Below are 19,225 nucleotides of genomic sequence, written 5' to 3'. Positions count from 1 at the left end.
GCTGCGCGTTGGTGGTTGTTCTCATCATGGGATCCGCCATGACTTCATCCGCACACGATACGGGCCAATGGCGCCCGCTCTTCAATGGCAAGGATCTCGAGGGCTGGACGCACGTGGGGCCGGGCCGCTTCGTCATCGAAGACGGCACGCTCCGGACCGAAGGCGGCATGGGGCTGCTTTGGTTCACGCGTGAGAAGTTCGGCGATACGACATTGCGCATCGTCTACCGTGCCCAGGCTCAGGGAGGCGGGAACGCGGGTGTGTTCATCCGCATCCCGACGGAACCGGGTGAGCCGTGGATGCCGGTGAACAAGGGTTACGAAGTCCAGATCGACGACAGCGAGGACGATTTCCACCGCACGGGCGTCCTGTACTCCTTCACCAAAGCGAAGGCGAAACCGCAAGTGCGTGAGTGGAACACGATGGAGATCAAGCTCGACGGCGATCGAACCGTCGTGACGGTCAACGGCGCGGTCGTGACGGATTTTCGCGAAGGCGATGCGGTACCGGAGCGCACCAAACCCTACGAGCCGGAGCGCGGTCCGCGTCAGAAGTCAGGGTACATCGGCCTGCAGAATCACGGCGACAAAGACGTCGTCTGGTTCAGGGAAGTCAGCGTACGGCGTTGATTCGGGAGAACGAGAACAATGAACGCGAATACACGGTTTCGCCTGTCGCTGATGATGTTCGTGCAGTACTTCGTCTGGGGCGCCTGGTGGGTGCCGCTGGGCACGCTGCTGGCGACCAACGGCTTCGACGACATCATCGGTCAGGTATATGCGACGCAGGGCTATGCCGCGATCCTCGCGCCCCTGTTCATCGGGGTGATCGCCGATCGCTATTTCTCGGCGGAGAAAGTCATGGGAGTGCTGCATCTCTGCGGCGCGGCCTGCCTCTTCTACGTGTCGACGCTGGGGCCAGGCTCGGATCCGCAGCAGGTCGTGCTCGCGGTGCTCGTCTACATGATCTTCTACATGCCGACGCTGCCGCTCTCGACGACGATCGCCTTCAACGCCTCCAGTGACACGACGAAGGAATTTCCGACGATTCGTGTCTTCGGCACCCTGGGCTGGATCGTGGCGGGTCTTGGCATTGGCTTCGCGCGGCTCGAACAGACCAATATCCCGATCCTGATCTCGGCGGGCGCGTCGCTGTTCTACGGGCTCTACAGTTTCACTCTGCCGAGCACTCCGCCGCGTGCGGTGTGGGAGCCGATCAATCCCGTCCGATTGCTCGGCCTCGACGCGCTGAAAGGCGGCGGCAGGCTGTTCGTGATCTTCATCGTCGCCTCGCTGATGACGACGATTCCGCTGTCGTTCTACTACGCGTACACCAACACCTACCTCGTCGAATCGGGTGTCGATCGTGCGGCAGCGATTCAGACGCTGGGCCAGATGTCAGAGATGGCATTCTTGCTCCTGCTGCCGCTCCTGCTTCTGCGCCTGGGCATCAAATGGGTGATGGTCATCGGTATGATCGCCTGGGCGGTTCGTTACGTGATGTTTGCGTACGGCGTGACGAGTCTCGGCCCGGTGATGCCCGTGCTGCTCGTCGGCATCCTGCTGCATGGCATCTGCTATGACTTCTTCTTCGTCGCCGGCCAGATCTATGTCGATCGTACGTTCGGACCGGAAACCAGGGCCCGGGCGCAATCGTTCCTGGCGCTGATCACGCTGGGAGTCGGCATGGCGATCGGCGCGCTGTTCGCGAATTCCGTTTACGTCGCGAACACGCTGGCCGCCGGTGCGCACGACTGGAAGACGATCTGGCTCATTCCTGCCGGGCTCGCTTTCGCGACTGCCGTCATCTTCGCGGTGGTGTTCAGGGAGAGGAAAGCCTCCCCGATCGAAGCGACTGCCCCGCTTTCGCGGGGATGACGGACGTGCAGGTGGGACGAGTGCTGTCACGCACCCGTCCCACTGACCAGGGACTACAGAGTCTTCATGTACTCGACGAGCGCCTTGCGCTCGTTGTCGGTGAGCACCGAATTGAAGGTGTGGCCACCGTTCCCCTGGCCGAACATGTAGCTGTTGTAGATCTTGCGGTTCTCGATGTCCGTATTCGTGATCGTCGGCGGGAACAGCACGTTCCAGGCAAGGATCACGTTGCCATAGAGATCCGTAAGCAGCCTGTCGTACCACGACAGCAGCAGATCGTCGTTCGGATCGCAGCGCAGGTACGGTGACGGCAGGGGATCCAGGAGCGAGGGGTTCCTGCACTGGATGACGTCATACTTCCAGCCCAGCTTTCCTGTGTCGTATGCCGCCATGCTCGTGTCGTATCCCATGATCGCCCGGCCGGTCTGATCCCAGCGCGGCGCTTTGGACTTGCGCTTCCACAGCGGCTTGCGATCCGACGGCTTCAGGATTTCCCACACGTTCGGCACCGAGCCGTTGTGCATGTACGGCGCAGTTGCCCATACACCATAGAGCGGCGGGGCGAGATAGCCCAGCTCGCGATTGCCGCGCAGATCCGCGCGATTCTGCGGGCCGCAATCGTTCGCGGTACCGGCGGTGGTCGGATATCCAAAGAAGTTGTTCGCACCAGCAATCTGCACTGCCTCGTTGTTCGTCCGCTGTCGCACGATGTCGGTCTGGATGATCCGCTGCGGAGTGATGTATGAGGCCATTCCCTCGAGCGCCGGTGATGCGAGGAACGTGGGATCATTCACGTATCGCGGTGCGTAGGCTCCGTGGCAGCTTGCGCACGAACCATTGCCTTCGTTCGGCTTGGGCACGGGATTGTTGCGGCCCGACGCCCAGAGATTGAGCGTATGGAACAGCACAGCTCCTTGTTCCGCGAGCGCCGTATCGATCGTTCCCGGATACACCGGCGACTTCAGAGACTCGACCCATGTATTCGCGTCCGGACCGTGCGCGCGCATCCAGTCCTGACCGGCTTCTGACAATGGCCCGCCGAGCGAGCCGAAGAGGCCGAACGCCGGTGTGTAGAAGACCATGTCGACGCGCGGCGCATCCATCGGAAAGACGCCATCGACGAACTTCACCGGACGATGGCCCATGTTCCACCAGGCTGGTGTGTCCATGGAGGCTGTCGAACCCGATGCGACCACGCCGAGCGCAACATCGAGCGGGATCAGGCCTTCGTCGGGAAACAGGAAAGCGAGGTTGATGTCGCTCGCGTTGTTCGTGCCGCGAGTGCGCGTCAGGTTCGCGAGTGACGCGAGCGATGGCAGATAGCCGAGCGGTACAGCATCGCGCAGGAGCATGTGAAGATCCTGGAGACTGCTGCCGCTGCCCGGGGTCTGCGTTCCGTTCGCCGCGCCGCTGTGACACGCGTGACAGGTAACGCCGATTCGCCCGCTCCACGATCCGTCAGGATTGCGAAGCTGAGTGAACATCTCCGGCAAGCGACCGGTGCCGCCGTTCGTACGGTTCGGATCTTCGAAGGGTTTGGGATACGGATTGCGTCCCGGTCCGAAGACGGAGCCGTACCGCTCCGCGACGAGATCATCGAAGTTGTCGGGACGAAGCAGGAAGCCGTCCCAGCTGCGCCACAACGAGTTGTACTGCGCGGCTGTCAGCGTAGCTGCGCCGAACAGTGAAGAGGCTGTCGTCGGATCGTTTCCTGTGAAGAGCGCGGCGACAGTGCGGGAACCCGTGTCGAGCAGGCCGTCACCGCGATAGAAGCGCTGACGTAGCTCGCCGCACGTCTTCGGGTGCCCCGCTTCCTGCACTGCCACCGGATCGGTGTGGCAATCCTTCCAGAACGCGTTGAAAGCGACCGCGCGGCCGGTGCTGATACCGGCCTTCACGAGCGTTCGCGGATCCGCGGGCAATACGGTGGCGTCGGTCTTACCTGCGCAGTAGTCCCAGAGTTGAGAGCCGCCACGGCTGCTCTTGATGAGGTCCGGTGCGCCCTGCGCACTGACCTCGAGACTGGCTGCAAGTCCCAGGACGATGAAAGCTGAAGCGCGTTGCAGTCTGTAACGCGCTCGATGGTCCTTCGAGCTCATCTGATACCCCCTTGGTTGTGCTTTGGTGATGAAACATTGTTGTTGTTGTTCGAAACGGTGCGGATCGCGAAGCTCGCGCTCACGCTTGCTGCAGTGCTGCCGCGGCACGCTTGATCGCGGCCCGGATGCGCACATAAGTGCCGCAGCGGCAGACGTTCTCGGACATGGCGGCGTCGATGTCCGCATCCGTCGGATTCGCGATCTGCGCGAGCAGGGCGACAGCCGTCATGATCTGGCCGGGCTGACAGAAGCCGCATTGCGCGACATCCTCATCGATCCATGCCTGCTGGACTGGATGGAGCACGTCACCCGTTGCGAGTCCTTCGATGGTGGTGACTTCCTGCGCGCCGACGCTGTCGATGCGAACGATGCAGGGCCGGGCGACACTGTTGCCTACATGGCTCGTGCAGGCGCCGCAGATGCCGACACCGCAACCGTACTTCGGCCCTGTGATTCCAAGGCGGTCACGCAGCACGTACAGGAGCGGCATGTCGTTAGGTGCGTCGATGACATGCTCGTCGCCGTTCACCTTCAACACGTACTGGGGCATCAGTCGTACTCCTGGACCGGAAACCGGCGTGGCTGTGTTTTCGTCGCACGCGCATACGCGTTCACGCATGCGGCGGCGGCAGCCGTGATACCTAGCTCGCCGGCGCCACCGGGTTCCGCGTTGCTGCCTTCAGCGGGGAATACGTGTACTTGTGTCGTGACGGGCGCGTGACGCATGCGCGCCCAGTGGAAATCGCCGAAACTGCCTTCGCGAATCCGGCCATCGTCGACGTGATTGCCGGCCCGAAACATCACCGACCACCCGTCGATCAATGACCCTTGCATCTGCGCCTGCAGTCCGCTGACGTTGACTGGGACACCAACGTCGACGGCGCAGTACGCCTTCAGCAGGCGCGGCTCCGGGCCTGTGGTGTCGATCTCAACGAGGTATGCGACTGCCGAGCGATACTCCGCGTGGACGGCGACGCCCTGTGCCTGTCCGCGCGGCATCGTGCGTCCCCACGCACCTGCAGCAGCGACATACCGCAGGCAACGCTCCGCAGCCGCTGAGTCCAGATGGCGCAGGCGGAAGTCGACTTCATCGTATCGTCGGATGCGCGCCATCTCATCGATGAAGATTTCATTGGCGACCGTCATGACGCCCGAGTACACGGAGCGCCAGCTGGCGGTAGGAACACCGAGTTCCTTCTCGACGAGCTTGCTGCTCGTGTTCCCGAAGCGATAGGGCAATGAGATCATCGTGATGAAGCCGACCTGGTTGAACAGGTCCGGAACGACGTTGACGCCGGCGGCAGTCAGGGCGTCGCCGAGGCCATGCCTGAAGTCGTTGCGTGCGGCCGCGATGTGGTGTTCGTACGAAAGCGTCGCGCCGGCGAGCCAGGATGCACGGATGTCGCAACGGGATAGCGGGCGGAAGCGGCCGTGTCGCATGTCATCGTTGCGCGTCCACATCAGCTTCACCGGCATGCGCAACGCCTTCGAGACGAGTGCGGCTTCGACAGCCGCTTCGCCGAACAAGCGCCGCCCGAAAGATCCGCCCGCGAAGGGAATGTGGATCTTCACTTTGGATGCGGGGATGCCAGTCGACTGAGCGACCTGTGCAGCGACAAAGTTCGGTGACTGCGACGCGTACCAGATCTCCGCGGACTGATCGCGCACATCGGCGACCGCCGACATCACTTCCATCATTGCGTGGGCGAGATACGGAAACTCGAACGTCGCGCTGAGTGAGCCGACGAGCGGCAGTACTGGCGTCAGAGGCGTGTTGATCTGCCGTAGTGTGTTGCGCATGCCCGCGTCGGACTGGCCGCGAACTGGTCCAGGGCGCCAGCTGATCTGAAGCGCATCGCGCGCATCGAATGCCTGTTTGAACGTTTGTGCCGTGACGGCAATACCGTTTGGAATCGGTACGATGCCGATGACACCTGGCATGGAGGCAGCGACAGCACCATTCCAGGAGAGCACAGATCCACCGATGTCCGGCGCTCGCGCAACGACCGTTGGCATCGCACCCGCGACACTGGTGTCCAGCGTGTACTTTTCCGTGCCTGTAACGATCGCGCGAGCGTTCTTGCGTGCCCGCTTCGTGCCGACGATTTTGTACTGGCTGACGGGCTTCGGCGTGACCGGGATCAGCGGAATCGCTACTCGCGCAGCTTCCGCACTGAGTTCGCCGTACGTCGCGATGCGGCCGTCGGTCGCGATGACGCTTGATTGCGATGTTCGCAGGCTGCTTGCTCTGACACTCCAGCGGAGCGCTGCTGCCGTCACGAGGCGTGCTCGCGCATGGGCACAGAGACTGCGGACGGGGTCCCACAGCGCACGGATTGCGGCCGAGTTACCGGTGATGGAGAAAGGGCGATCCGCGCGACGATCGCTCAGTGTGACGTCGGTACGCTCGTAGTCGGAATCGAGTTCGTCCGCGATCAGCATCGCGAACGCCGTGGCGATTCCCTGGCCCTTGTCGAGCCGGGGCAGCTCGAAGCGCACGCGGTTGCCTGTGGTGATTTCGAGCAGGAGATTGCTGGCGTAAGGAGCCTCGGCAAGCGCGATCACGTCGGGGAAGTCGAGAATCTCACCGAGTTCCGGCAACGAGATCGAAGCAGCGGCTTCGTCGCCAACGAAGGTGCTGCCCATCACCAGTGTTGCGGAGCCCGCCAGCGAGTATTGAAGAAACGACCGTCGGCTGGGGCTTGTTATCGTCGCGACGCTCTCGTCGTCGGTCGTGACTGCGGTTCGATCCGAGCGTCCTGCCATGAGCCCTCCGGAATCCCATCGCGCGGGCCGGATCCTAGCGACACATCAGCGCTCTGACTGCTATCAAGATCAACAGCTGTGCGTCGCGTCCGGAAGGTGCGACCGTGGTAACAGCGACACGAATAGAATGCTTTGGTCGAACGCGCCGACTACTGCAGCCGCATGCTGACGAAGCCGAGGGCCGCTGCGTGATGAACGATGCGCATGCGGCCATTCTCGCCGAGCTTGCAGCCGGCTTTCTTGAGATGGAACCGCACCGTCGGGATGGAGACATCCAGGATGATCGAGATTTCCTCGTCGGTCTTGCCCGCGGCAGCGAGCTTCAGGCACTGAACTTCGCGTCGCGTCAGCCGGTAGGAACGGATGCTGGGTTCACCGTACATCGCAGCGTTGCAAGCCGATATGAACCGCAACGCAAGTACATGCAGTCTTGCCGCGTGCTTGTCGAAGATGTCGGGTACCCGGCCATGAGGTTCGTCTGTCGCCCACACGACGCCGCCGACGACGCCTCCCGGCAGATGAATGGGGGCGACGATCGCGCCGCGAATGCTCAGCGTCATCCGGTCCTTTTCGCGCTCGAGCTCCGGGGCAATGCGCAAGGGTCGCCAGCCGCCGATAGTGCCGCGATCGTAGTAGAACGGCTCGGCGGTCCAGCGAATGATCGTGATGATGGCGTTCCCGAGCGCGAGGTCGCTCTGCAGCCAGTACTCATGCGCATCGTTGGCAAACTCGAACAGCGTGGCGACGGGCGTGTTGTCGCCGATGGTCACGGGTCGTGCGCTGCTGATGTCGGCACATGTCGCAATCATGGGCAGGCCGATCGTTCTGCCTATGGCAGTGATCTCCTGTGCGATCTCGATGATTCCCAGCTCGCACGAGCTTTGTGGCAGCGCGCTCATTGCACGTCCCCCGACGCGATGCAGTCCCAAACTGGGTCGGACCCCCGGCCCGGCTGTGCACCTGGCGGAGTCTCTCTATATTGAAGGTCAGCCTAACAGTCAGGCCGGGCGGAACGTCGTCCGTTCGGACGAATTCCAGGCGGGTCGCTGAAAATCCCTACCCCTATCTGATCCGATAGCTTGCAAGGGCCGGTGGGGGCGCAAAGGATGGCTCCACGACGAGAAGCAGCGCGAGAAGCCATGTCCAAACGCCCCTTGCCCAAAGTGGATTTCCTGCACCCCCAGGGCGCGCCGGCCCTGTACAGCCAGGACTCGCTGCACTGGCACGTCTTCAAGAATCCCGTCGCGCTCTTCGTTGGCGGGATTACCGCCGTATTGCTGGAGCTGGCGGAGGAGCGGGTGCGCACGGGTGTCTGGGAGCACTCGATATTCCCGACAGATCCGCTGACCCGCATGGAGCGGACGGGGCTCATGGCACACGTGAGCGTTTACGCGCCCGTCGAGGTGGCGGAGAAGCTCATCCGTGGAGTCGTTGCCATGCATGCGCGCGTCGAAGGGAAAACACCGAAAGGGACACCGTACCGGGCGAACGATCCAGAACTTCTGGACTGGGTGCAGTGCACGGTGAGCTACGGTTTCATGGAGGCGTATGCGGCGTATTGCCGGCCACTGACGGACGTACAGCGAGACCGCTTCTACAAGGAGTCCGTTGCCTCGGCCAGGCTGTTTCTCGCCCATGGGGCGCCGCAATCGCAGGCTGAGCAGCGCCAGCTGTTCGAGAAGTTGCAGCCGCATCTCGAGGCGCATCCGATCGTTCAACAGTTCCTGGGTATCGTGAAGCGGACTCCGGCCGTGCCATGGTTCCTGCGGCCGCTCCAATCGATGATGCTGCGCGCTGGCGTCGATCTCCTGCCTGAATGGCTGAGGGAGCGCCTGGCGCTGCACGGCGCGGCATGGAAGCTGCGGCGATGGGAGCGGAGCCTGTTGAAGAATCTGGGCGCCGCGCTGGAGCGGCTGCCGATCCCCAACTTCCCACCGACGCTGGCGAGCCGGCGAATGGGATTGCCCGCCAACCATCTCTACCGGGGTCCCGGCGCTTCAGGCGATCTGCCTACGGGAGCGACGCGGCACTATCAGAACTAACAGCTATTCAGCCCGACTCGGGCTGTGCAATCGTGCAAACGGATACTCACAAAACAAGGGCTTGCCGGCACTGACCCGGTCAGAGCCCAGGTCCGCCTCGATCATCGGACGACGCACTTCCTGGGGGGGAACATGGTTTCAAAGAGATTCTCATCGACCGCTGTGTCACTGGCAGTGCCACTGGCCTGTGTCGCTGCAATCGGCGGCATCGTGACTGCCCACGCTCAAGAGGTCGAAAATACGGGTGGTCTGGAGGAAGTGATCGTCACTGCGCAGCGTCGCGCGGAATCGATCAATGATGTCGGGCTATCAATCCAGGCATTCGGTGCCGCGGCACTCGAGGCGCTGCGTGTCGATGATGTCAAAGACCTGACGACGGTCGTGCCGAGCTTCACGGTGTCGCAGAGTTATCAGGGCGTGCCCACGTACACGCTGCGCGGCATCGGATTCAACACCATCAATCTTTCCGCGACCTCGACTGTCGGCACGTATGTCGACGAAGTCGCGTATGCGTATCCGATCATGAACACCGGGCCGCTCATGGATCTCGAGCGGGTCGAGGTACTGAAGGGCCCGCAGGGCACGCTGTACGGTCGCAACACGACCGCTGGACTCATCAACTTCGTGACCGCGAAGCCAACGTCCGAATTTCAGGCGGGTGTTACCGCGGACGTCGGCAACTACGAGACCGTCAACGCCGGCGGATACGTCTCTGGGCCGCTTTCAGAGCGGGTGCAGATGCGCATCGCTGTGCGCGGCGAGCAGAGCGGCGAGGGATGGCAGGAGAGCAATAGCCGTGACGAGACGCTTGGCGAAATCAAACGCTACGGCGTGCGGGGCTCGCTGGCGATGCAGCCCACCGACAGCACGCACATCGATCTGTCGGCGACGTGGTGGAAGAACGAAGCAGACACGGTAGCAGGGCAGGGAATCGGCTTCACGCCGGCAACTGCCAGCAGCCCATTCAATGCGCCGGGCCTCGTCAGCTACATCGCTGCGAATCAGCCCAGCGACGCGACAGATGCGGACTGGGCGCCGGAGTCGAGACGAGCTTCGGATATCGGTACGGGACTCGGGCTCAGCGGACCGCTGCGCGAAGACAATCCGTTCACCGCGGTCAAGCTGCGGCTCGACCAGGAGCTGACGGACAGCATGAAGCTGGTCTCGCTGACGAGCTACAACGAGTTCGAACGCAATGCGCTGTCGGACTGGAGCGGAGCGCCGTACGAGATCCTGCTGCAGAACACCGTCGGCAAGATCGAATCGCTCGCCGAGGACTTCCATCTTGAAGGCGAGACCGAACGCATGAACTGGCTCGTCGGCGCGTATTACGCCAACGACAAGATCCTCGACAGCAACCGGACGTTGCTGGGCCAGAACGCCAATGTCTCGCTCATTCGCACAGTCGGGCAGCCGCTGCTGGCGACGCCCTTCAACTGCTGCGGCTATACGTCGGCTCAGCTGTCACAGGCTTTCCGGACGTATGTCGATGAAGGTCACATCGAAACGACGACTTGGAGCGTCTTCGCCAATGCGGACTGGCGGCTGACCGATGCGCTGAAGCTCACCACCGGCGTTCGCTACACCGAGGACAAGCAGGAGTACCGCGGCTGCTCGCGCGACTTCAACGGCAACATGCTTCCCAACGTGAATGTCGTCAACCGTGCGCTGTACTTCCAGGCGTACGGCGTGTTTGCGGCGCCCATCACGGAAGGGCAGTGCAATACGTTCGATCCCGTCGCCGGTTCATTCGGTGAGATCGTTTCGACGCTCGACGAGGACAACGTGTCCTGGCGGGTCGCGCTCGACTGGGCGCCGGTCGACGGCACACTTCTGTACACGTCTGTTTCTCGCGGAGCGAAAGCGGGGACGACGCCCATCAATGCGGCGAATCTCGCGAGGCAGAATGCACCCGTGAGGCAGGAGTTGCTCACGGCCTACGAGATCGGGACCAAGTCGACGTTGGCGAATCAGACCGTGCAGGCCAATCTGTCCGTCTTCTTCTATGACTATGAAGACAAACAGATCAGCACCTACTTCGCGGATCCGATCTACACGGCATTGACGCGACTCGACAACTTGCCGGAATCGAACGCGTACGGAGTGGATGCCGATCTCACGTGGCAGCCCGTCGACGGCTTCACGATAGCAGGCGCCGTACTGTGGCTGCAGACCGAAGTCGAGGACTACGTCGGGACCAACGCGGCGGGACAGCCCCAGAACTACGACGGCGCCGAGTTCATCTACAGCCCGGAATGGCAGGGCAGCCTTTCCTTCATCTACGACCGTCCTGTGACCAGCGGCTTGGCGCTGCAGATGACCCTGAACGGCCGCTACCAGACCGAGTCGAACACCATCTTCGAAGACATCGATCTCTACAAGATCCCGTCGTACGCAACGGTGAACGCGAGCATCGGATTGCGCAGCGTCGACGATCGCTGGTCGTTCACGCTCTGGTCCCGCAACGCGCTCGACGAGTACTATTGGAGCGCCGTCGCGAGCAACGCCAACGTCGTCGTGCGCTTTCCGAGCCCGCCGCGTACGTATGGTGCGACCTTTGGAATCAACTTCTAGCAGTGAGCAGCACAACCACCGTCCGGGGCGAGCCTCTGATCCTCGACTTCGATGCCATGCCGACGATCGGCGACATCGTGCGCTATCACGCGCGCCGCTGTCCCGACGCGGTCGCCATGTCCTTCGAGGGTCGTGAGACGTCCTGGGCGGCGCTCGACGCCGGGAGCGACAGGGTTGCCAGCGCGCTCGCAGCCGCTGGATGCAAAGCGGGGGATCGCGTTGCGTTCGTCGGCAAGGGCACCGACGAAGTCTTCGAGCTGATGTTCGGTGTCGCCAAGATCGGGGCCGTACTCGTTCCCGTCCAATGGCGCCTCGCCTTCGATGAGGTGCAGCAGATCCTCGACGATGCGCAGGTGACGTCGCTCTTCGTCGGTTCGGATCAGTTCGACAAGCTCGATCGATTGCGCCGCGTCGTTCCTCGCACCGGCCAGCTGATCACGATGGAATCTCGTGACGGCTGGACCGATTACCGGCGATGGCGAGACGCCGCTTCCGCGGGTGTAGTCGCAAACAGGGTCGATCCCGCGGCCGTTGCCCTGCAGCTCTACACCTCAGGCACGACAGGTCATCCCAAGGGAGCGATGCTCAGTCATCGCAACCTCCTGAGCGGTCGCCGCGAAGGCATGCGCGCACGCATGGATTGGAACGAATGGCTCGAAGGCGACGTGAATCTCGTGGCCCTGCCGGTCGGGCACATCGGGGGAATCGGCTGGGCAATCGTCGGATTCTTCAATGGCGCCCGCTCGATCATCCAGCGTGAGTTCATTCCGTCGCAGGTGCTCGACGCCATTGAGCATCAGGGTGTCTCCAGACTGTTCGTCGTTCCCACGGCGCTGCAGATGCTGCTGCTTCAGCCTCGCGTTCGCCAGATCGACTACAGCGGCTTGCGGCACATCCTGTATGGAGCGTCGCCGATTGCGCTCGACTTGCTGCGCGAAGCGACCGAAGTCTTCGGTTGCGGTTTCTGTCAGCAGTATGGAATGACGGAGACCTGCGGCACCATCGTCTACCTGCCGCCTCAGGATCACGATCCAGCCGGCAATGCGCGGATGCGCGCTGCGGGTATTCCCATGCCCGGCGTGGAAATCCGCATCGTCGATGCGGAGACGCGTGAGCCGCTGCCCAACGGACAGGTCGGTGAAGTCGAAACCCGTTCGGTGGCCAACATGGTCGGCTACTGGAACAACTCTTATGCGACCGCGCACACCGTCAGCGCGGATGGCTGGTTGCGCACCGGCGATGCGGGCTACCTGGATGATGATGGCTATCTCTACATCCACGACCGGTTCAAGGACATGATCGTGTCGGGTGCCGAGAACATTTATCCCGCCGAAGTCGAGAATGCGATCTACGGTCATCCAGCCGTGCAGGAAGTCGCGGTCATCGGCGTGCCCGACGGGAAGTGGGGCGAGGCCGTCAAGGCGATCGTCGTGCCCAGACCGGGGATGAGCCCGGATCCGCAGGACATCATCGCTTTCGCGCGAACGCGGATTGCCGCGTTCAAGGCACCCAAGTCGATCGAGTTCGTAAAGGAACTGCCGCGTGGGCCTTCAGGAAAGATACTGCGCCGCGTGCTGCGGGAGCCGTACTGGGCGGGACGGGAGCGTCGGGTCAACTGAAGCGAGCTCGAAGAGTCGCTATTCCTTCCACTCGGACGCCGTCCGGGAAACGAGCGTCGCCGCGGCGACGTTCAAAGCCTTCGACAGTTTGAACAATGTCTCGAGCGTCGGCTGGCGCTGACCGCGCTCGAGCATCCCGATGAACGTGCGGTCGCAGCCTGCTTCATCGGCGAGGCCTTCCTGCGAAAAGCCGGCCTTCAGCCGGTACTCGCGCAACACTTTTCCGAATGCATTCTGCAGCGGTTGTGTAGCCATATAGCCACACCATATCTGCCTTGCAGACTAATGGTCGACGGACTATAGTCATCATTCATTGCCGTGCGTGTTGCGACGATGCGAAGGAACGCAGGCAGAAGAGTTCTGGGTTAGTTCGGTGCTTTGAGACGGCAACCGGCGGTGATAACAGCACCGCCGGCGCCTAACCACAGCCCTACCTAGCAAGAGGTAAGACGATGGCTAAGCCACAGTCTACGACGGGCACGCGCGCCCGCAAGGTTCGACGGAACGGAAACGGACAGACAGTGGTCGCCGACGCGATCGGGACAGGCGCACAGCCGGAAGCTGTCGAGCCTGTTTCGCTGCAGGAAGCGATCGACACCGAGCGAGGACGGCTGAGCCAGGCCGAGTCCATGCTCGGTTGTCTGCACGCAGCGCTCATGTCAGCAGAGCAGGAGAACCGGCATCAACCGGGATCCGCCGATGTGCTGGCGATGGCGCTGAGACTGATCAAGGACGCGATTCATCGTCTTGACGCGGCCTGTCTCGAACCCCTGATCCGCGCGTTGCGGTCCGGTGCGTTGCCGCGGCGTCGGCGATCGGCCGGTGTTCGTCGGTAGCTCGCCCATGCAGACGTCTGGAGAGGCAGGCCAGGAAGCGGGTCACGGGTTGCCCGGCGCCAATGCAGTGGTGCTCGAGCACTACGCGGCGATCCGCCGCTTCCTCGGGCGTCGACTCTATCTGCGGTCGTCGGATGCCGAAGATCTCACTCAGGAAGTCTGTGCGCGCTTCCTGAGTGCGTACAGAGGCCAGGTGCTGGAGCATCCCCGTCGCTATCTCTTCGCGATTGCAAATCACGTCCTGGCCGACTTCTTTGCCAGGGCGCGGCGCGAAGTGGCGGTCGATCCCGACAGCGTCGAGGACTTGCTGAGTCCCGATGCATCCGACCAGGCAATCGAGCACGTTGCGATCGAGGATGACCTCGAGCGATTCCTGAGTCAGCTGCCGCGGACTCACCGCGCCGTTCTCGTCGCGCACAAGATCGAGGGCTACTCGTACGCCGAAGCTGCGCAGCGATTGCGCCTGAGCGAGCTCACGATCGAGAAGTATCTCACTCAGGCGAGATCCCATCTCCGGTCATGCCGACTTGCTTGCGAGCTGCGCTTCAAGAAAGCCATTCCACGTTGCTCGACCTAGCGCTCCTGTGGCCCGCCACTCAGGCCCGCGCGGTCCCTGTTCTTACTGTTGATCGCGCTCGCGAGCATCAGCGACGGTGAGCAGATGCGTATCGAGGTCGTTGTACACCGACCGCAGCAGATTCAGTCCATGGACCAGGCAGACGAACTCGGGTCCTGCGTACGAGCCCGCGTCTCGGGCGCTCAATGAGTGAACGGCGCATTCGAGGAAGCAGCGTGCATCGCTGAACCGCTCGAGGAGTTCCTCCATGGAGGGTGTCGTGGATTCCTGAACGGTCCATCCACGTGTTGTCGAGGCAAGGTACGGGGCGGAGTGGGGGAGCGGGGGTCGGGCGGCGGCCTTGCGCGAATCCATTGGGCGTGCTTCGCCACAATCCATTGCAGCCATGAGATGCCTCCGGGAGAGGTGACAACCGATCGATTCGCAGCAGTCGTCGGACCGACGCGTGCTGTCCGGATGATTTTTAGCAGATCCCACGCAGAGGGAGTGACTGAGTTTCGCGGGTGATTACCATCGAATGCAGAGAACCAATGGGCCCGCGGCGTGGTCTACAGCGCGAGCCCGGGCGTCTCGAATGACGGAGCGCTCGCGTTGATCGAAGCGAGCCGAAGGTTCGTCACGACGACGTCATCGGTCTATCAGACTGCCATCCAGGTGAGCACAGATGGTGACGGCAGTCTTGTCGTGAGCTGGGGAACGCCCGAAGGGTCCCAGGAGCTGCTGATGCGAGCCCACCTGCGAGCGGGCGCGGACCAGGCGCAGCCGGAAAGCTGGCGGATCAGCCCATTCGAACCCATCGACGCCGTCGAACCCGGGACGCTCTGAGTCCGGATTCAGGCGGGTTGCTCAGGCCCGCCCTCGAGATCTTCGAAGCGGAAACGGAATGCCAGCGCGTGCCGCAGATCATCGCCGAACGCGTGCGTTCCATCTTCGGACAGGAAGCCGCTCTCCATCCATTCGTAGATCGTACGGCGTGCAAAGGCGGATGCTTGAGCCGCGGACACTCCACGCATGTACGCATACACGCGAGCGACACGCATCGCGTTGTCGCGGGTCAGTGATTTCGCCTGCATTGCGTCAATCCACCGATCGATCTTTGCCTTCACGAAGGCCGCGAACTGCGGTTCCGCCGCGTCCGCTGCATCGAAGATGATCGATTCCATGAGGCCGGCCGCTGCTTCGCGCGCAGTCGCATTGTCCCGTCGAGCTTCCGCTGCGGACTTTCTCAGCAGATGACGCTGAGAAGGCTGGATGCGGTGATCGAAGAACTTCTTCAGCGCCGTCTCGATGCGATGTGTGTGGAGCCACAAACAAACCACGATGCCTTGCCTCGCGTTTGTGATACGCAACGTTGGGCAAGCGTTTCGCTGACAGGTTCATTCGCACGCGCAAAGTTGTGATGTGCGTCGTGACGTTGGCGATCACAGATTGCGATCGATCAGGCGTTTGCTCAAGCCGCTCGCGCGAATACAGTGTTGGTCGCAGGGCGGACTTCCGGGATTGCCGAATCAGTTCTGGAACAGAATCGCCTGGAAGTTCTGTCTGAACTCCTGCGCGGTGATACTGAAGGTCTTGGTTTTCGCCGGATCGTACAGTTTGACCTTGCCGCTCTCGACGCCGAGCACCGCGAAGCCATGGAACTCGGTGATGATTCGCGTGTCCGTGCCGCTGTCCTTCGATGCACCGATCGTTGCGGTTCCCGTCGCGGCCTTGGCTGTCTTGAGAATCTGATTGAGGTCAGTGTCCTTGGTGATCGCAAAGCCGCCGGGCTTCTTGCCGACGAGCTTTTCCCAGAAGTCGTTTGCGGACAGGTTCGAAGCATCGAACTGTTCGTAGCTGCCGAGCTGCACCGCGAGTGCTTTCTCGATCACGGCGCTCCAGATGGCGCCTTCATGCGGGTCAGTCATATAGATGGGCGACCAGCCCTTGTCGTGATCGGTCGTGTAGAGCACATCGCTGACTTCTCGCGTGCCGCCGGGCAGCTTGACGGTGAAGTAGCGCGCTGAAGTCACCTGGCCGCCTGCGGGCGGGCTCGCGAGTGCGTCGGCGTCCAGTCCGGAAACGTCGGTGATCGTGGCTGTCTGCGTCTCACTCACCATCGCTTGCAGCAATGTTCTGCCGTTCTGGGTGAACGCCAGCGCGGCGAGGATCGATGCGACGGGGCAGTTCGCTAGATGGGGCGACTGCTTCACGTCGGTGTGAATCGGCGTCTTCTTCGAGCCGTACAGAGGCCATGTGATCGCGTGAACGTTCTTGCCCGTATTGTCGTTCGCGGGTCCCGGCATGACGGTTCGCTTGCCGGATGCTTTGACCTGATTGGGCGGATTCTGCGGTGTTTTCTTCTGCCACAGCGTGCCGATGGGTCCGGGTGTGTGTCCGGAGCCGCCATTCGAGAGAACGCCGAGCGGACCTGGCACGCGAGCGGTGCCGCGATACGGGATCGTCATGTGCGAATGTCCCCGGCGATGTCCCTGGGTGGATCGTTTGGGCGGATCGCCGCGATTCTTCGGGTCCGTGCGTGAAGCGCACAATTGGTCGTTCGGCCAGTCGGAACCTTCAACGTCACAGCGGATGCCGGCCGTCGGTAATTTCTGTCATCCGAAATCGTCATCGCGCGTTACTCGGGAATCCTCGTGATACCTGGACACCTCGCATGCTGCCCATCGGTCGCCGACTCCCCGATCCCGCGATTCCGGTCTTGTTGATGATGTTCAGCCTGCTCGCAGGCTGCTCGGGCGGCGGTTCTGGTGATTCGCCCGATGAGCCAGAACCGCAACCGCCCGCGAGCGCATTTGCACAGGTCGATGCAGCGGCGAACGCGGCATTCGTGACCCAGGGCATGAGCGGGATGGGGCTCGCAATCTACGATGCGTCCGGCGCGAAGGTCTTCGAGCGCATGTACGGCACGTTCAGTGCCGATCAGCGCGTGGCGATTGCTTCCGCATCAAAGATGGTGGCGGGCACGACGATCTTCCGGCTGATCGACAAGGGCTATCTCTCGCTCGATTCGACTACGGGCGAAGTGCTCGGCTGGACGGGCGAGAAGGGCACGATCACGGTGCGGCACCTGCTCTCATTCACCTCCGGTCTTGGTCCCGAGAATCTCTGCACCGTCGTCGCGAACCTGACCCTGGCGCAATGCGTCGATACCATCGAGCAACAGGATCTCGTGGCGACGCCGGGCACGCGATTCGACTACGGCAGCACACACCTGCAGGTCGCTGCGCGCATGGCGGAGGTTCGAGTGGGATCTGCGTGGAACGACATCTTCGCCGCGGAACTGCTTCAGCCGCTCGCCTTGCCGGCCGACATCCGTTTCTACAGTCAGCCGCTCCAGGCCGACGGCACGACGAATCCGCTGATCGCCGGCGGTCTGCGCATGTCGATGAACGAATACGGTCGGATCCTGCAGTTCATATTCGATAAAGGTCGCTGGCAGGGCAGTGCCTTGATGCAGCCAACGCTGTTCGATCTGCAGAACCGCGAACCCTATCCCGATGTGGTGATCGGGCAGTCGCCCGCGGTCGGCAATGGTTTCGCGTTTCGTTATGGCCTCACGGCGTGGCTCGAATGCTCGACGCCCGCGACGGGCTGCGCGGATTTCTCATCGCCCGGTGCATTCGGTTTCACGCCCTGGATCGATCGCCAGTCAGGCTACTTCGCGATCCTCGGGATGGAGCTCAGGAACAACAGCTCGGGGATCGTGAGCTTCGCGGTGAGCCTGGAACAGCAGTTGAAGCCGTTGATCGCGGAGGCGGTGCGTTGACACATCTATAAGGAGTCCGAACGACACTCCTCGCTACACTGTGACCGCTTGAGGGAAAACCGACCATGGTGGGGGATCGATGGCGAAGCGGCTCACGCAAAGTCTCGCGATCGCGGCAGCGGCCAGTCTGTTCGTGGCGTCAGTGCCGGCTCAAGACATTCCGAGAACGAGTGGCGGCCGGCCCAGTTTCGAAGGCAACTGGAGCAACGCCTCGATTACTTCCCTGCAGCGCGCATCGCGCTACAAGAGCCTGGTCCTCGCGCCTGAAGAAGTGGAGGAGGCGACGAACACTCATCCGCAGGTGGTCAGGCAGCGCGATGACGACGCGCAGTCGCAGAGCACTTCCTTCGATGGCTCGGACCTTCGCCGCGGCCGCGGCTACAACGCGTTCTGGATCGATCCGGGCATGAAGTTCAGTGTCGTCAAGGGCACGCATCGGACGTCGTGGATCGTGGATCCCACCGACGGGCAGATTCCGTACAAAGAAGCCCGCAGTCTCGAAGGCCGGGCCAATTTCGATGGGCCGGAAGCACGGCCGCTGGGCGAGCGCTGCGTCATCAACAGCGGCAATGCCGGCCCGCCGATGACGAACTATCTCTACAACAACAACTACGAGATCGTTCAGTCAGGCGACGTGCTTCTGATCCGCGCGGAGATGAACAACTACGCGCGCATCGTCCGCATAGGCGGCAAACACGTCGACTCGAGAATCGGGCTGCTTCACGGCGATTCGATCGGCCGGTGGGATGGGGAGACGCTGGTCGTCGAGACCACGAACTTTCATCCATTGCATGCGAACGGAATGATCAGCCTCTCGCGGCAGGCCGTCGTCGTCGAGCGTTTTACGCGGGAATCCCTGGGGCAGATCCTGTACGAGTACTCGGTTACCGACCCGGAGAACTACAAGCAGCCCTGGCGCGGAGAGATGAGCCTCGATGCGACGACTGATCGCGTGTTCGAGTACGCATGCCACGAAGGCAACTACGCGTTGCCAGGCATCCTGGCGGGGGCGAGGGAGGAGGAGAAGCGGAAGTAGTGGCCTCTGGTTGTGGGTCCGGCTTTCCCCGAG

Annotated in this window: 18 protein-coding genes; 10 read left to right on the top strand and 8 right to left on the bottom strand. The window is 62.3% G+C overall.

The window, feature by feature from the left end; translation table 11 throughout:
- Positions 1-38 precede the first annotated feature (38 nt).
- Together HNQ60_RS05610 and HNQ60_RS05605 are read left to right on the top strand one after the other, a co-directional pair.
- Positions 39-629: a 3-keto-disaccharide hydrolase gene (locus HNQ60_RS05610; protein WP_221304028.1), complete on the top strand. Its 591-nt coding sequence runs from the start codon at positions 39-41 to the stop codon at positions 627-629.
- 18 nt (positions 630-647) lie between these two features.
- Positions 648-1,877 (top strand): MFS transporter, encoded by a 1,230-nt coding sequence (locus HNQ60_RS05605; protein ID WP_184329996.1) that lies wholly within the window; start codon positions 648-650, stop codon positions 1,875-1,877.
- Between the two features lie 53 nt (positions 1,878-1,930).
- Here HNQ60_RS05605 and roxB read toward each other — a convergent pair whose 3' ends face one another.
- The 4 genes from roxB to HNQ60_RS05585 all read right to left on the bottom strand — a co-directional run bounded on the left by roxB (position 1,931) and on the right by HNQ60_RS05585 (position 7,641).
- Positions 1,931-3,976, bottom strand: a complete 2,046-nt coding sequence (roxB, locus tag HNQ60_RS05600) for a rubber dioxygenase RoxB (RefSeq protein ID WP_184329995.1) — start codon at positions 3,974-3,976, stop codon at positions 1,931-1,933.
- 79 nt (positions 3,977-4,055) lie between these two features.
- Positions 4,056-4,526 carry a (2Fe-2S)-binding protein gene (locus HNQ60_RS05595; protein ID WP_184329994.1) on the bottom strand — a complete coding sequence of 157 codons (471 nt, stop codon included), beginning with the start codon at positions 4,524-4,526 and terminating at the stop codon, positions 4,056-4,058.
- Positions 4,526-6,742, bottom strand: a complete 2,217-nt coding sequence (locus HNQ60_RS05590; RefSeq protein WP_184329993.1) for a xanthine dehydrogenase family protein molybdopterin-binding subunit — start codon at positions 6,740-6,742, stop codon at positions 4,526-4,528. Before HNQ60_RS05590 ends, HNQ60_RS05595 begins: the two co-directional genes overlap by 1 nt.
- A 149-nt stretch (positions 6,743-6,891) precedes the next feature.
- Complete coding sequence (locus tag HNQ60_RS05585; protein ID WP_184329992.1) at positions 6,892-7,641, bottom strand: helix-turn-helix transcriptional regulator; 750 nt, start codon at positions 7,639-7,641, stop codon at positions 6,892-6,894.
- 240 nt (positions 7,642-7,881) lie between these two features.
- On the opposite strand from HNQ60_RS05585, the gene HNQ60_RS05580 reads away from it, so the two are divergent.
- From HNQ60_RS05580 to HNQ60_RS05570, 3 genes are all read left to right on the top strand, one after another.
- Positions 7,882-8,784, top strand: coding sequence for an oxygenase MpaB family protein (locus tag HNQ60_RS05580; RefSeq protein ID WP_221304027.1), 903 nt, complete (start codon positions 7,882-7,884; stop codon positions 8,782-8,784).
- Positions 8,785-8,916: 132 nt separating this feature from the next.
- Positions 8,917-11,358, top strand: coding sequence for a TonB-dependent receptor (locus HNQ60_RS05575; RefSeq protein WP_184329990.1), 2,442 nt, complete (start codon positions 8,917-8,919; stop codon positions 11,356-11,358).
- A 56-nt stretch (positions 11,359-11,414) separates the two neighbouring features.
- Positions 11,415-12,977 carry a fatty acid--CoA ligase gene (locus tag HNQ60_RS05570; RefSeq protein ID WP_184330203.1) on the top strand — a complete coding sequence of 521 codons (1,563 nt, stop codon included), beginning with the start codon at positions 11,415-11,417 and terminating at the stop codon, positions 12,975-12,977.
- 18 nt (positions 12,978-12,995) lie between these two features.
- Here the strand turns inward: HNQ60_RS05570 and HNQ60_RS05565 are convergent, their stop codons facing one another.
- Positions 12,996-13,232 carry a helix-turn-helix domain-containing protein gene (locus HNQ60_RS05565; protein ID WP_184329989.1) on the bottom strand — a complete coding sequence of 79 codons (237 nt, stop codon included), beginning with the start codon at positions 13,230-13,232 and terminating at the stop codon, positions 12,996-12,998.
- A gap of 197 nt (positions 13,233-13,429) precedes the next feature.
- Here HNQ60_RS05565 and HNQ60_RS05560 point away from each other — a divergent pair, with 197 nt between their 5' ends.
- Both HNQ60_RS05560 and HNQ60_RS05555 read left to right on the top strand, forming a co-directional pair.
- Positions 13,430-13,813, top strand: a complete 384-nt coding sequence (locus tag HNQ60_RS05560; RefSeq protein WP_184329988.1) for a hypothetical protein — start codon at positions 13,430-13,432, stop codon at positions 13,811-13,813.
- 7 nt (positions 13,814-13,820) lie between these two features.
- Positions 13,821-14,390, top strand: a complete 570-nt coding sequence (locus HNQ60_RS05555) for an RNA polymerase sigma factor (protein WP_184329987.1) — start codon at positions 13,821-13,823, stop codon at positions 14,388-14,390.
- 42 nt (positions 14,391-14,432) lie between these two features.
- Here the strand turns inward: HNQ60_RS05555 and HNQ60_RS05550 are convergent, their stop codons facing one another.
- Entirely contained in the window at positions 14,433-14,639 is a 207-nt protein-coding gene (locus HNQ60_RS05550) for a hypothetical protein (RefSeq protein WP_184329986.1), read from the bottom strand.
- Between the two features lie 294 nt (positions 14,640-14,933).
- Between HNQ60_RS05550 and HNQ60_RS05545 the strand changes: the two genes are divergently transcribed.
- The gene (locus HNQ60_RS05545; RefSeq protein WP_184329985.1) at positions 14,934-15,215 is read left to right on the top strand and encodes a hypothetical protein; all 282 of its coding nucleotides are present in this window, start codon (positions 14,934-14,936) and stop codon (positions 15,213-15,215) included.
- A gap of 8 nt (positions 15,216-15,223) precedes the next feature.
- Here the strand turns inward: HNQ60_RS05545 and HNQ60_RS05540 are convergent, their stop codons facing one another.
- Both HNQ60_RS05540 and HNQ60_RS05535 read right to left on the bottom strand, forming a co-directional pair.
- The gene (locus HNQ60_RS05540; RefSeq protein WP_184329984.1) at positions 15,224-15,709 is read right to left on the bottom strand and encodes a hypothetical protein; all 486 of its coding nucleotides are present in this window, start codon (positions 15,707-15,709) and stop codon (positions 15,224-15,226) included.
- Positions 15,710-15,898: 189 nt separating this feature from the next.
- Entirely contained in the window at positions 15,899-16,837 is a 939-nt protein-coding gene (locus HNQ60_RS05535; RefSeq protein ID WP_184329983.1) for a C2 family cysteine protease, read from the bottom strand.
- A gap of 206 nt (positions 16,838-17,043) precedes the next feature.
- On the opposite strand from HNQ60_RS05535, the gene HNQ60_RS05530 reads away from it, so the two are divergent.
- Positions 17,044-18,156 carry a serine hydrolase domain-containing protein gene (locus HNQ60_RS05530; RefSeq protein WP_221304025.1) on the top strand — a complete coding sequence of 371 codons (1,113 nt, stop codon included), beginning with the start codon at positions 17,044-17,046 and terminating at the stop codon, positions 18,154-18,156.
- A gap of 79 nt (positions 18,157-18,235) precedes the next feature.
- A complete protein-coding gene (locus HNQ60_RS05525) occupies positions 18,236-19,192 on the top strand; it encodes a hypothetical protein (protein ID WP_184329982.1) in 957 nt (318 codons plus the stop codon).
- Positions 19,193-19,225: the final 33 nt, after the last annotated feature.

Source organism: Povalibacter uvarum (assembly GCF_014202975.1).
Lineage (GTDB): Bacteria > Pseudomonadota > Gammaproteobacteria > Steroidobacterales > Steroidobacteraceae > Steroidobacter > Steroidobacter uvarum.
Note: the sequence above shows the minus strand (reverse complement) of the source record. Positions and strands in the feature narration are given on the sequence as shown.

Coding starts and splice junctions, on each gene's coding strand:
- HNQ60_RS05590 (WP_184329993.1), bottom strand. CDS start 6,742: ATGGCAGGACGCTCGGATCGAACCGCAGTCACGACCGACGACGAGAGC.
- HNQ60_RS05610 (WP_221304028.1), top strand. CDS start 39: ATGACTTCATCCGCACACGATACGGGCCAATGGCGCCCGCTCTTCAAT.
- HNQ60_RS05580 (WP_221304027.1), top strand. CDS start 7,882: ATGTCCAAACGCCCCTTGCCCAAAGTGGATTTCCTGCACCCCCAGGGC.
- HNQ60_RS05555 (WP_184329987.1), top strand. CDS start 13,821: ATGCAGACGTCTGGAGAGGCAGGCCAGGAAGCGGGTCACGGGTTGCCC.
- HNQ60_RS05585 (WP_184329992.1), bottom strand. CDS start 7,641: ATGAGCGCGCTGCCACAAAGCTCGTGCGAGCTGGGAATCATCGAGATC.
- HNQ60_RS05550 (WP_184329986.1), bottom strand. CDS start 14,639: ATGGAGGAACTCCTCGAGCGGTTCAGCGATGCACGCTGCTTCCTCGAA.
- HNQ60_RS05525 (WP_184329982.1), top strand. CDS start 18,236: ATGGCGAAGCGGCTCACGCAAAGTCTCGCGATCGCGGCAGCGGCCAGT.
- HNQ60_RS05605 (WP_184329996.1), top strand. CDS start 648: ATGAACGCGAATACACGGTTTCGCCTGTCGCTGATGATGTTCGTGCAG.
- HNQ60_RS05575 (WP_184329990.1), top strand. CDS start 8,917: ATGGTTTCAAAGAGATTCTCATCGACCGCTGTGTCACTGGCAGTGCCA.
- HNQ60_RS05535 (WP_184329983.1), bottom strand. CDS start 16,837: ATGACGATCCCGTATCGCGGCACCGCTCGCGTGCCAGGTCCGCTCGGC.
- HNQ60_RS05560 (WP_184329988.1), top strand. CDS start 13,430: ATGGCTAAGCCACAGTCTACGACGGGCACGCGCGCCCGCAAGGTTCGA.
- HNQ60_RS05565 (WP_184329989.1), bottom strand. CDS start 13,232: ATGGCTACACAACCGCTGCAGAATGCATTCGGAAAAGTGTTGCGCGAG.
- HNQ60_RS05570 (WP_184330203.1), top strand. CDS start 11,415: ATGCCGACGATCGGCGACATCGTGCGCTATCACGCGCGCCGCTGTCCC.
- roxB (WP_184329995.1), bottom strand. CDS start 3,976: ATGAGCTCGAAGGACCATCGAGCGCGTTACAGACTGCAACGCGCTTCA.
- HNQ60_RS05595 (WP_184329994.1), bottom strand. CDS start 4,526: ATGCCCCAGTACGTGTTGAAGGTGAACGGCGACGAGCATGTCATCGAC.
- HNQ60_RS05530 (WP_221304025.1), top strand. CDS start 17,044: ATGCTGCCCATCGGTCGCCGACTCCCCGATCCCGCGATTCCGGTCTTG.